Source organism: uncultured Jatrophihabitans sp. (genome assembly GCF_964252635.1).
Taxonomy (GTDB): Bacteria; Actinomycetota; Actinomycetes; order Mycobacteriales; family Jatrophihabitantaceae; genus Jatrophihabitans.
Map to the genome: position 1 here is coordinate 1 of NZ_CAXUNP010000022.1, position 10,552 is coordinate 10,552.

General features: G+C 70.5%; 14 protein-coding genes and 1 pseudogene (1 of these 15 cut by a window edge). 10 read left to right on the top strand and 5 right to left on the bottom strand.

The annotated features are described in order from the left end of the window. Window positions 1–46 precede the first annotated feature (46 nt). Together ACFFCA_RS11525 and ACFFCA_RS11530 are read right to left on the bottom strand one after the other, a co-directional pair. A complete protein-coding gene (locus ACFFCA_RS11525; protein WP_375484882.1) occupies window positions 47–469 on the bottom strand; it encodes a Fur family transcriptional regulator in 423 nt (140 codons plus the stop codon). Window positions 470–525: 56 nt separating this feature from the next. Beyond that, window positions 526–1,182: a DNA-binding response regulator gene (locus ACFFCA_RS11530; protein WP_375484884.1), complete on the bottom strand. Its 657-nt coding sequence runs from the start codon at window positions 1,180–1,182 to the stop codon at window positions 526–528. A 133-nt stretch (window positions 1,183–1,315) separates the two neighbouring features. Between ACFFCA_RS11530 and ACFFCA_RS11535 the strand changes: the two genes are divergently transcribed. Beyond that, window positions 1,316–1,594 (top strand): GlsB/YeaQ/YmgE family stress response membrane protein, encoded by a 279-nt coding sequence (locus tag ACFFCA_RS11535; RefSeq protein WP_375484886.1) that lies wholly within the window; start codon window positions 1,316–1,318, stop codon window positions 1,592–1,594. Between the two features lie 148 nt (window positions 1,595–1,742). Here the strand turns inward: ACFFCA_RS11535 and ACFFCA_RS11540 are convergent, their stop codons facing one another. Further along, the gene (locus tag ACFFCA_RS11540; protein ID WP_375484888.1) at window positions 1,743–3,020 is read right to left on the bottom strand and encodes a DUF222 domain-containing protein; all 1,278 of its coding nucleotides are present in this window, start codon (window positions 3,018–3,020) and stop codon (window positions 1,743–1,745) included. Between the two features lie 346 nt (window positions 3,021–3,366). On the opposite strand from ACFFCA_RS11540, the gene ACFFCA_RS11545 reads away from it, so the two are divergent. The 9 genes from ACFFCA_RS11545 (at window position 3,367) to ACFFCA_RS11585 (ending at window position 9,536) form a co-directional block, all read left to right on the top strand. After that, the gene (locus ACFFCA_RS11545) at window positions 3,367–3,540 is read left to right on the top strand and encodes a CsbD family protein (RefSeq protein ID WP_375484890.1); all 174 of its coding nucleotides are present in this window, start codon (window positions 3,367–3,369) and stop codon (window positions 3,538–3,540) included. Between the two features lie 84 nt (window positions 3,541–3,624). Continuing rightward, window positions 3,625–3,774, top strand: a complete 150-nt coding sequence (locus ACFFCA_RS11550; RefSeq protein ID WP_375484892.1) for a hypothetical protein — start codon at window positions 3,625–3,627, stop codon at window positions 3,772–3,774. A 66-nt stretch (window positions 3,775–3,840) separates the two neighbouring features. Next, on the top strand, window positions 3,841–4,425 hold the full coding sequence (locus ACFFCA_RS11555; protein WP_375484894.1) for a type 1 glutamine amidotransferase domain-containing protein: 585 nt from the start codon (window positions 3,841–3,843) through the stop codon (window positions 4,423–4,425). Next, a complete protein-coding gene (locus ACFFCA_RS11560; RefSeq protein ID WP_375484896.1) occupies window positions 4,422–4,910 on the top strand; it encodes a pyridoxamine 5'-phosphate oxidase family protein in 489 nt (162 codons plus the stop codon). Before ACFFCA_RS11555 ends, ACFFCA_RS11560 begins: the two co-directional genes overlap by 4 nt. Before the next feature lie 9 nt (window positions 4,911–4,919). Next, complete coding sequence (locus tag ACFFCA_RS11565; RefSeq protein WP_375484898.1) at window positions 4,920–5,726, top strand: DNA-formamidopyrimidine glycosylase family protein; 807 nt, start codon at window positions 4,920–4,922, stop codon at window positions 5,724–5,726. 6 nt (window positions 5,727–5,732) lie between these two features. Then, a complete protein-coding gene (locus tag ACFFCA_RS11570) occupies window positions 5,733–6,224 on the top strand; it encodes a metallophosphoesterase family protein (protein ID WP_375484900.1) in 492 nt (163 codons plus the stop codon). Between the two features lie 88 nt (window positions 6,225–6,312). Then, the gene (locus ACFFCA_RS11575) at window positions 6,313–6,552 is read left to right on the top strand and encodes a hypothetical protein (RefSeq protein WP_375484902.1); all 240 of its coding nucleotides are present in this window, start codon (window positions 6,313–6,315) and stop codon (window positions 6,550–6,552) included. 184 nt (window positions 6,553–6,736) lie between these two features. Further along, window positions 6,737–8,263 (top strand): hypothetical protein, encoded by a 1,527-nt coding sequence (locus ACFFCA_RS11580; RefSeq protein ID WP_375484904.1) that lies wholly within the window; start codon window positions 6,737–6,739, stop codon window positions 8,261–8,263. A 7-nt stretch (window positions 8,264–8,270) separates the two neighbouring features. After that, complete coding sequence (locus ACFFCA_RS11585) at window positions 8,271–9,536, top strand: alpha-amylase family glycosyl hydrolase (RefSeq protein ID WP_375484906.1); 1,266 nt, start codon at window positions 8,271–8,273, stop codon at window positions 9,534–9,536. A gap of 30 nt (window positions 9,537–9,566) precedes the next feature. On the opposite strand, the gene ACFFCA_RS11590 is transcribed toward ACFFCA_RS11585, so the two are convergent. Together ACFFCA_RS11590 and ACFFCA_RS11595 are read right to left on the bottom strand one after the other, a co-directional pair. Beyond that, window positions 9,567–9,893, bottom strand: coding sequence for a DUF6221 family protein (locus tag ACFFCA_RS11590; protein ID WP_375484908.1), 327 nt, complete (start codon window positions 9,891–9,893; stop codon window positions 9,567–9,569). A gap of 77 nt (window positions 9,894–9,970) precedes the next feature. Beyond that, window positions 9,971–10,552, bottom strand: a pseudogene (locus ACFFCA_RS11595) (SelB C-terminal domain-containing protein); it runs 1,208 nt beyond the window's last position.

Consider the following 10,552-nt stretch of genomic DNA (forward strand, 5'->3'; position numbering starts at 1 on the left):
GTCGCGGGATGGTGCGGCTCAGGGTGTGCGGGTCAGGGTGTGCGGGTCAGGGTGTGCGGGCGGCGCAGTCGGGGCACCGGCCCCAGTACACGACCTCGGCCTCGTCGATCGAGAAGCCGTGGTGGTCGGACGCGGTCAGACACGGTGTCTCCCCCACGGCGCAGTCGACGTCGGCGATGGCCCCGCAGGAACGGCAGACGACGTGGTGGTGGTTGTCGGCCACCCGGGACTCGTAGCGCGCCACCGAACCGGTGGGCTGGATGCGCCGGACGAGGGCGGCGTCGGTGAGCGCGCGCAGCACGTCGTAGACCGCCTGGTGCGACACGGCACCCAGCTCGGAGCGGACCGCGCCGATGATCGAGTCGGTGTCCGCGTGCGGGTGGTCGCTCACCGCGGCCAGGACGGCGAGCCGCGGCTGGGTGACCCGCAGGTGGGCGTCGCGGAGCTGCTGCTCGAACGGCGACGTCATCGGCACGAGGCCAGTCTCGCCCCTTTTCTTGAATCAGTCAAGGTTATGACGCGCCGTCACGGGCCGCCCTTCCAGTGGTCGATGCGGTGGTGGTTGGGCGAGAAGCCATGCTCGACGCCCCACAGCACGGCCTGCGTACGGCTGTCGACGTCGATCTTGCGATAGACGCTGCGGATGTAGGACTTCACGGTGTTCGGGCTCAGGAACGTCAGGCGTGCGACGTCGGCATTGCTCTTGCCCTGCGTGATCAGGGCCAGGATCTCGGCCTCGCGGTCGGTCAGGCCCAGCTGGCGTCCGGGCCAGTCGAGCCCCGGGGAGGAGCGGGCCCGGCCGGGGGAGTCGTTGAACACCGTCTCGCCGGCGTGCACCGCCTCCAGCGCCTCGACGAGCTGGTGCGCAGACAGCGTCTTGGACAGGTAACCGTGCGCTCCTCGCCGGCGCGCGCTGTCGACCAGATGCGGCGCGAAGTTCCAGGTGTAGACGACGACGCGTTTCGCGCGGTCGCTGTTCACCAAGACCTCGATCTCCTCGTGGTCGGCCTCGGGCTGGGCGAAGGAGTCGTAGAGCGCGATGTCGACCGCGTCGTCGAGCGGCTTGTTCGAGTCGATCTCGGCGACCAGGACGCGATGGCGGAACGGGTCGAGCATGGTCGCCACTCCCTTGAGGACGACGTCGTAGTCGTCGATCAGGGCGATGAGGATCGGCGCGGCCATGAACCAACGCTAACCCCCCTAGGGGTGTGTTGCACCAGCCCTAGGGGTGCTTCTCTTGTCCTATCGGGCCAGCACGATCAACGGCCATCGCCAGGCGCCCCGACCGGGGGTGCCGCGACGAAAGGAACGTTTCATGCTCGGACTCATCGTCACCCTGATCGTCGTCGGCCTCATCGCCGGCGCCGTCGCTCGACTCCTCGTACCCGGGAAGCAGGACATCGGAATTCTGATGACCATCGTGCTCGGCATCGTGGGCTCGTTCATCGGGGGATTCCTCGGCTACCTGATCTTCCACAAGGACTCGCAGGACGGCTTCTTCCAGCCGGCCGGGCTGATCGGGTCGATCATCGGTGCGGTCATCGCCCTGCTCATCTACACCCGGATGGGCAAGCGGCACACCGTCCACCACTGAGTCGTCCGACTCGCACCACGACTCACGTGAGGTCGACCGAACCTCGCGCGAGCAGAGGGCGGAGCGGGCGCTGCGCAGGGCAGCAGAACGGGTTCCCTGCGTAGCGCCTGCTCCGCCCTCGACCTGTTGCGCCGGTTCTCACGTCCCCTCAGACGGGGATGGGTGTTTGGTCGGGGTCGATGGTTCGGGGTGGGGTCCAGGTTGGTCGGCCGTTGACGATGTCGACGGTCCAGTTGGCTGTCTGGAAGTGTCGGTGGTGGTGGCCGCAGAGCATGACGGCGTTGTCGAGGGTGGTGGGTCCGCCGAGGATGTGTTCGAGGATGTGGTGGATCTGGGACCAGCCGGGTGGGGCGAGGCAGCCGGGGAAGGCGCAGCCCTGGTCGCGGGCGATCAGGGCGAGTCTTTGTCCTTCGGTGAACAGCCGATGCGTCGAGCTGTAGGCGGTGACCGCCTTGAGTGAGTTCAGGGCGGTGCACATCAGCCGGTAGTCCCCACCCGCCCAGGACAGCGCTTCCCGGACCGGGACCTGGGCGCCGTGACCGGTGAGCGCGAACCCCTCACCGGTGAGGAAGGTGTCGGCGTCGATGGTGAGGACGACGGTGGCCAGCACCCCACCGGCGGTCGGGAGCCGCCCGGAGCCGACCGTGATCTTCAACGCGTCGAGCAGGGCGTCGTGGCGGCGTTGCCCCGCGGTGCGGGGGTCCTTGATGCCATTGGTCTCCGGCTCTGGTTTGGCGAGGGAATCGAAGGTGACCTGCAGGAACTCACCCAGCTCCGCGGTGCCCTGGAACGATCCGACACAGGACCCGTCGGGGCGCACGTGCAGGCGCAGGTCCCGGTCCTTCCGCCGCCGCTCCACATCGCGGTGACCGGCGTCGGGGTCGAGCCATTCGGCCTCCCGGGTGGCGAGCTGCTGCAGCGTGGCGGCCTCGAAGGTGCGCGCGAAGCCGACCAGCCGCGCCTCGGCGTCAGGGACGTGCTCGCAGACCTCGAGCGGCAGCTTGTCCAGGGTGGCGGTGATCACCCGAGCCTGCCGCGCCGCCAATGAACCGGCGGCCTGCGCCGCCGCCACGACCGGGTACTTGGCCGGCATCGGCTCACCCAGTAGCGACCGTCGCGAACCGGCGGCGTGCGCGGCCCGCACCCGGGCGTTCGCCTCGGAGATGTCGATCGTGAGCGTCTGCCGCAGCCAGTAGCCGGTGGCGCGGGCCATCGCCCGCGCCGGGACCCCGCGGGCCTCCACCTCGAGGATCAGGGCGTGGTCGACCGGCTCCAACCGGCGCCGCAACGACTCGAACGAGCGCACCGCAGCGACGACTTCGTCGTCGGTGCAGCAGCTCAGGTCCACCGCCTGCAGCGCGTCCACAACCTGGTGAGCGTCCGCGAGCAGCGAGGCCACATCGGCCCGCGTCAACGTATCGCTCATGCGTTCTATTCTATCGCAGACTGAACTGGCCGACCAGCGTTTATCCCAGCAGATTCGAGCGCTGCAACAAGATGGATCGGTACGCAACGCGACCCGACGACGCAACGCAACCGAACGCAGAACACCCGCGTCGCTGCGCTTGTGACCGAACGCGGATGCCCTCGTCGCTGTACCTCTGCCTGTACCGAGCCACCCACAAACCGCAAACCTTGCGTTGCCTGTGCACCAGCAACAACCTGGTTGAGCCCCCCACCCCTGGGGTATTCCAAGGGTGCGGGCAGCGTCCGCCAGGGACGACGACCGGCAGCCCAGCGGGTCGCACCTACCGTCTGAGGAGGACACCACGATGAGTGCCATCGACAAGCTCAAGAACGCCGCCGAGAACGCCGTGGGCAAGGGCAAGGAAGCCACCGGCAAGGCAACCGACAACGACGAGCTGCGCGCCGAGGGCGACAAGGACCAGCGCAAGGCCAGCCTGAAGGACGCCGGCGAGAACGTGAAGGACGCCTTCAAGAACTGACAGACCTACCTCGTCGACGCGGTGCCGGTGGCCACAAGGCCCCGGCACCGCTCGCGTTAACCGCCACTTGGGTAAGCCGCACCCATGACCGGCTTCGACGAGACCGTCCCACCCGACGACGACCCCGACACCGATGCGACCACAGCCGGGGACGCGCGCGACAACGCCGTGCCGGACGACCGACCGGTGGACGACACAGGCGATCGATCGGCGAGCCCTGAGCCGTCGACGTGATCTATCGGCGGGATGACGACGACGCAACTGCGTCGTACGGCTCGACTGCAACAGGAGGAGAACGAGATGAGTGACGAACTCGCAGGCAAGCGAGTGGCCTTTCTGATGGCCAACTCCGGGGTGGAGCAGGTGGAGCTGATCACCCCGTGGCAGACGGTGGAGCGCGCCGGCGGGACGCCCGTCCTGGTCGCGCCCGAGTCCGGTCGGGTCCAGGCCTTCAACAACGACGTCGAGAAGGCTGACACCTTCCAGGTCGACGTCGTCACCAAGGATGCGGTGGCCGAGGAATTCGACGCCCTGGTGCTGCCGGGCGGAACGACCAACCCCGACCAGTTGCGGTTAAACATCGACGCGGTGACGCTCGTCGCCGCCTTCGCCGGGGCCAGCAAGCCGATCGCTGCGATCTGTCACGGGCCGTGGACGCTCATCGAGGCCGGTGTCGCACGCGGCAAGACGGTGACGAGTTGGCCCAGCCTGCAGACCGACCTCCGCAACGCCGGCGTCGCGGAGTGGCGCGACGAGGAGGTCGTCGTGTGCCCCGCCGAGGGATACACGTTGGTCACCAGCCGCAACCCCGACGACCTCGACGCCTTCAGCAGCAAGCTCGTCGAGGTCTTCGCCGACACGTCAGCCAAGGAGAATGCCTCATGACCGACGCGGAACACGCCAACACGCTCCGGGAGCTGACGGAGGACATCAAGCTCGCCATGCTCACCACGGTCGACGAGCACGGCCACCTGACCGCCCGGCCCATGGCCCAGCAACAGGTCGAGGGTGACAACGACTTGTGGTTCTTCGTCGAGCGCGACTCGCCGACGGTGCGCAACATCGCCGCCCAACCGCAGGCCGGCGTGTCGTTGTCGTCGAACGACACCTGGATCTCGCTCTCGGGCACCGCCGAGGTCGTCGACGACGACGCGAAGGCCAAGGAGCTGTGGAACCAGGGGGTCGAAGCCTGGCTGCCGCAGGGTCCCGAGGACGCCAGCGTGGTCCTCATCCACTTCCACGCCGAGGCCGGCGAGTACTGGACGTCGCCGGGCGGACGCGTCACCACGGCCCTGAGCTTCGCCAAGGCCAAGGTCACCGGGCAGCGTTTCGAAGGCGGCGCCAGCGAGACCGTCGACCTGTCGAGCTGACCGGGCACCGTGCCTGAGGGCGACAGCGTCTACCTGGTCGCGCGACGCCTCGACACCGCGTTGCGCGACCGGATGCTGACGGCGGGCGAACTGCGGGTGCCGCAGCACGCCACCGCCGACCTCGCCGGACGCACCGTCCTCGGGCACGACACCCACGGCAAGCACCTGCTCACCCGCCTCGACGGAGACGGTGGGTTGACGCTCCACACGCATCTGCGCATGGACGGTTCGTGGACCGTCGTCCGAGCCGGGCGGCAGCTGCCCGCACGGTTGGACGGCGACATCCGGGTGCGCCTGGGCGCCGACGACGGTCAGGTGGCGTATGGCCTGTCCATCCCGGTCGTCGAGCTGATCAAGACCGACGAGGAGGACTCCGTCGTCGGCCACCTCGGACCCGACCCGTTGCGCAAGGACTGGGACGCGGCCGTCGCGGTCGAACGTCTCTCGTCCGACCCGTCACGCCCACTCGCTGCTGCGCTTCTCGACCAGCGGTTGGTCGCCGGTCTCGGCAACCTCTGGGCCAACGAGCTGGCGTTCCTGCGCGGGCACAGCCCATGGACGCCGATCGGGGACGTCGATGTCCCCGCGCTCGTGCGGCTCGCCGCGCGGGCGCTGCGGGTCTCGGCCACCGTCGAGGGCATGTACCAGGTGACGACCGGCAACCGCCGCCGCGGCGAGCAGCACTGGGTGACCGGCCGGGCCGGGCGCCCGTGCCTGCGCTGCGGGACGCCGGTGCGGGTCGCAGCCGAGACCGCCGACGAGCGGCGTACCTGGTGGTGCCCGCACTGCCAGCCCGGTCCGACGAGGAACGGGTAGCCGGCCGTGCGGGTCGTCGTGCTCTCGGACACCCACGCACCGCGGTTCTGGAAGGGCTGCCCGCCGCGGGTGGCCGCCGTCCTGGACGGGTGCGATCTCGTCCTGCACGCCGGCGACGTCTGCACGCCGGATGTGCTCGACGAGCTCGCACGGTGGGCGCCGGTGCATGCGGTACGCGGTAACAACGACGGCGAGGACGTGGCGGCGTGGGGAGCGCCGGAGACGCTCGAACTCGACCTCGACGGCGTCCGGGTCGCGATGATCCACGACAGCGGGCCGCGCACCGGGCGACCGGCGCGGCTGCGGCGGCGCTTCCCCGACGCCGATCTCGTCGTGTTCGGCCACTCGCACATCCCGATGGACGAGACACACGACGGGCAACGCATCGTCAACCCGGGTTCGCCGACCGACAAGCGGCGCCAGCCGCACGGCACGCTCGCCACGCTGACGCTCGACCGCGGACGGGTGGCGGGTGTCGAGATCGTCGAGGTGACGTGACCGGCCCGCTGCGTGCCCCGACCGCGCGAGGGGTACCTGCTGGGCAAGCGCAATCGACGACAAGCAATTGACGACAAGGACGTGCCGTATGCCCGACCACAGTGACGAACCGAAGTACGGCCGCGACACCACCGCGTACGGCACCAACGCCGACCACGACGTGGACGAGGAGCCGAGCGGCGCACGCGGGTCCAAGACCGAGCACGGGCTCACGGGCAAGCTCAAGCAGGCCGTCAACTCCGTCACCGGCAACGACCTCGACACCGCAACGCCCGAGGAGAACGAGCGCGGCAACGCGGTGGGCGGCGGGGGGTCGGACGGCCGCTGAGCAAACCACACGGGGTGCATGAGAAACACCCGTGAGCAAGGTCGTCCCTTCAGCATCGTCCCGGCAGGTTGTGGCCGTGACCCCGGCGCGGACGCACCACAGCGACCCCGCTGCGCCAACAGCAAGTAGTTGCGTCTACCGCAGGATTTGCGCTGCGACAGCAGCGCCGCTGGCCGTCTTCGTCGTGGCCGTCGCGGCCCGACTGGCCGTGATCCTGCGACACGGGGGCTTGGACGGCAACTTCGGCTACGACGCCGGCGTCTACTTCGCAGGCAGTGACTCGTTCGTCCACGGCCGGCTGCCCTACCGCGACTTCGTGCTGATCCACCCGCCGGCGCTCATGCTGCTGCTCAGCCCGTTCGCACTGCTGACCCACGTCGTCACCGACGAGACCGTGTTCACCACCACCGTTGTCGCGTTCACGGTGCTCGGGGGCGTCAACGCGGTGCTGGTGATGCGGGTGGTGCGCGGGCTGGGCCTCGGCCTGCGGGCCGCCACCGCGGCGGGGCTGTTCTACGCCTTGTGGTTCGGGGCCATCGGCAGCGAGTACCTGATCAAGCCCGAACCGGCCGGCAACCTGTTCCTCCTGCTCGCCCTGCTGGCCACGCTGCGCGCCCGGCGCGATGGCCCGCTGCACTGGCCCCTGCTCACCGGGGTGGCGCTGGGCACGATGATGAGCGTCAAGATCTGGTGGGTGGTTCCGGCCGCGGGCGTGCTGTTGTGGTTCGCCCGCCGTACCCGTTCGGGACGCCAGGTGGCCGCGGCCGCGGGCGGCGTGGTGCTGGCCGGGCTGCTCGTCGACGGGCCGTTCTTCGTCGACTCACCCCACGCGATGTGGTCGTCGGTCATCGAGGACCAGACGTCCCGCGGTGCCATCTCCCGGTCCCCGTGGACCCGGCTCAGCGACCTGAGCAGTGTCCCGCGGCTCACCGGCGCGCTGTCGCACAGCACCGCCGAGCTCGTCAGTGTCGGCCTGCTCGTCGCGCTGGCCTGGCTCGTCCGGCGGGCCTGGGACGTGCCTGCCGCGCGTCCGGTGGCCGCCCTGCTCGTCGCCCAACTGGTTGTCCTGCTGCTCGCACCGTCCTGGTTCCCCTACTACGCCGACTACATCGCGGTGGCTGCGGCGGTGACCGTCGGCGCCGCGGCCCACCCACATCGCACGGCGCCCGGCCCGCAGACAGCGGCCCGGGAGACCCGCCGGCTGCTGCGACCGGTTGCGGCCGGGTGGCTGTTCACGCTCGCCGTGGCGGCGGTGTCGATACCCGCCCTGGTCGACGGCCGCGACGCGGTGCCGCCCTTCACCGGCGCCGCGGCGCTGACCCGGGCCACCGCGCACGTGCGCTGCGTCATGAGCGACTCGCCCATGGGCCAGATCGAGATCGACGCCCTGTCCCGCAGTCTCGCCGACGGGTGCCGCAACTGGGTCGACGTGACGGGACGGACGTACGGGCCCGACCGCGCCTCCGTTCCACGAGTCGCCAACCGTCGCTGGCAGCGTGACCTGACCGCCTATCTGCGTTCGGGCGGCGCCGTGCTCATCGTGCGCCAGCACGGCACCGGCATCGCACCGCAGACGCGGCGGGCGATTGCGCGCGACGGCACCCTGGCCCGGGCCGGCGGGCACCGGGTGTACCTCGTCCGGCACCGATCGACGGGCCCGGCGCGTCGTCACCCAACCCACCATCCGCAGGCCGGCGCCCGTAGGCAATGATCTCGACGTGCCCGACGACGCGCCCGCCTGGGTCGACCATGTGATCTGGTGGCACGTGTACCCGCTCGGGTTCACCGGTGCCGACACCACGGGTGTCGACCGCACGCCCGTTCCCCGCCTCGACCACCTAGTGGCGTGGCTCGACGATGCGGTCGAATTGGGCGTGAACGGGTTGGCGCTGGGCCCGGTGTTCACGTCCAGCAGTCACGGCTACGACACCATCGACCACCTCCACGTCGATCCGCGTCTGGGTGGCGACGACGCGTTCGCCCGCCTCGTCGACGCAGCGCGTGCACGCGGGCTGCGCATCATGCTCGACGGCGTCTTCAACCACGTCGGCCCGGAGTTCGTCGGGCTGGACGGCGATCGGGCCGGCTGGTTGCGCCGCGAGCGCGACGGCAGCCCGGCGACGTTCGAGGGCCACGACGGGCTGCTCGCGCTCGACCACGACAACCCCGACGTCGCCGCCTACGTCACCGAGGTGATGACGCACTGGCTCGAGGCCGGGGCCGACGCCTGGCGACTCGACGCGGCGTACGCGGTGCCGCCGCAGTTCTGGCCCGGGGTACTGAGCCGGGTGCGTGCCGCGCACCCCGGGACGTACGTGCTCGGTGAGATGCTGCACGGCGACTACGCCGAGTACGTCGAGCGTTCGGGGCTGGATTCGGTGACGCAGTACGAGCTGTGGAAGGCGGTCTGGAGCTCGTTGTCGGACGCGAACTTCTTCGAGCTCGACTGGACGCTGCAGCGGCACAACCAGCTGCTCGACTCCTTCGTGCCGTACACGTTCGTCGGCAACCACGACGTGACCCGGATCGCGACGGCGATCGCCGACGAGCGGCACCAGGGTCACGCGACCGCACTGTTGCTGACGCTCGCCGGCACGCCCGCGATCTACTACGGCGACGAGCAGGGGTTGAACGGTCGCAAGGAGGAGCGGGTCGGCGGCGACGACGCGGTGCGGCCGGCCTTTCCTGCCGAGCCGCAGGAGCTGCCGGCCGCGGCGGCCGAGGTGCGACGCGTCCACCAGCAGCTCATCGGCGTCCGACGTCGCCACCCGTGGCTGCACATCGCCCGCAGCGAGACCGTGACCCTGACCAACGAGACGTTGGTGCTCACGCTCGCGGGGAAGTCGACGCTGACCCTGGCGTTGAATCTCGCCGACGACGCGCTGGTCTTCGAGGCGTCGGGCAGCGTCCTGGCCGGTGCGGCCGACCCCCGTGGCGACGGCCGGTGGGAGGTACCCGGCCACGGCTGGGCGCTGGTGGGCTGAGTCCGGCCAGCTAGCCCTGGCCGAAGCCGATCAGCTGGCCTGAGCCAGCCATTCGGTACGGAACGCCTTGTGGCCGGAGTACGGCGATGCCAACGACAGCAGGATCTGCGTCGCGTGGTCACGAACCGGCTTCTCCTGCGGCAGGTCGCGCAGCACGAGCAGCTGCTGGACAGCGCCCGTGACCTGGCGGCGGGCGAGGCAGTCGGCGCGGCGGTGCTCCAGGCTGGCGGTCTGGGCGCGGTCGTCGTGGCCCCGCAACGAGCGGGCACTGCGGCGGATGCCGGCCTCCTCGTCGTCGAGGCGGGCCAGTACGAAGCGGACGACGTCGATGGGGGCGAAACGGGTGGAACGCGGCACGCTGGTCTCCGAGAATCGGACCAAGGCCGCATCTTCGACCTGTAACGGGATACCCGTCCCAGGTCGGGACTAACCCATCAATGACGGACCCGCCGCAGTCCCGCGTCGACGCGTTCGGTGTGCCCCAGCTCGTCGAGATGCTCGAGCAGGGGCACGACCACCCGGCGGGTGCTGCCCAGCGCCTGCCGCGCCGCGCTCACGGTGAACGGCTGGTCCAGCGTGCGCAGCCGCTCGACGGCCAGCGGGATGGCCTCGGGAAGCAGAACGATGTCGGCCGAGACGCGGTGCAGCCGGTCGAGTCGTGCCGCGGCGGCGAGCTCGCGGGGACCCAGCGACAGACCCGCCAGTTCGTCGCGTTCCGGCGCGGCGAACGGCGCCTCCCGCAGCCGCTCCTCGAGCGTGCGGACCGCGTCCTCGGCCCGGCCCAGCGAGCGGGCGGTGCCCGGCATCCGTGCCCGCCCGTCGGTGATGGCGAGGCCGGCCTCGCCGAGCACCCGCGCGAGCACGGCGTCGGCACCGTCGGGCAGCCCCAACGCCCGGTGCAGGGCCGGCAACGGCGCCCCCGGTTCGAGCGGGTGGGCGTCGGCGTGGGCTCGGGCCCCCTCACGAGCCTGGGCCGCCCAGGCCGGCCCGCGGGCCGGATCGACGAGCCAGGCGCC

What these genes read in the sequence shown, in the direction of transcription:
- ACFFCA_RS11525 (WP_375484882.1), bottom strand. Translation starts at nt 469, where the DNA reads ATGACGTCGCCGTTCGAGCAGCAGCTCCGCGACGCCCACCTGCGGGTC.
- ACFFCA_RS11530 (WP_375484884.1), bottom strand. Translation starts at nt 1,182, where the DNA reads ATGGCCGCGCCGATCCTCATCGCCCTGATCGACGACTACGACGTCGTC.
- ACFFCA_RS11535 (WP_375484886.1), top strand. Translation starts at nt 1,316, where the DNA reads ATGCTCGGACTCATCGTCACCCTGATCGTCGTCGGCCTCATCGCCGGC.
- ACFFCA_RS11540 (WP_375484888.1), bottom strand. Translation starts at nt 3,020, where the DNA reads ATGAGCGATACGTTGACGCGGGCCGATGTGGCCTCGCTGCTCGCGGAC.
- ACFFCA_RS11545 (WP_375484890.1), top strand. Translation starts at nt 3,367, where the DNA reads ATGAGTGCCATCGACAAGCTCAAGAACGCCGCCGAGAACGCCGTGGGC.
- ACFFCA_RS11550 (WP_375484892.1), top strand. Translation starts at nt 3,625, where the DNA reads ATGACCGGCTTCGACGAGACCGTCCCACCCGACGACGACCCCGACACC.
- ACFFCA_RS11555 (WP_375484894.1), top strand. Translation starts at nt 3,841, where the DNA reads ATGAGTGACGAACTCGCAGGCAAGCGAGTGGCCTTTCTGATGGCCAAC.
- ACFFCA_RS11560 (WP_375484896.1), top strand. Translation starts at nt 4,422, where the DNA reads ATGACCGACGCGGAACACGCCAACACGCTCCGGGAGCTGACGGAGGAC.
- ACFFCA_RS11575 (WP_375484902.1), top strand. Translation starts at nt 6,313, where the DNA reads ATGCCCGACCACAGTGACGAACCGAAGTACGGCCGCGACACCACCGCG.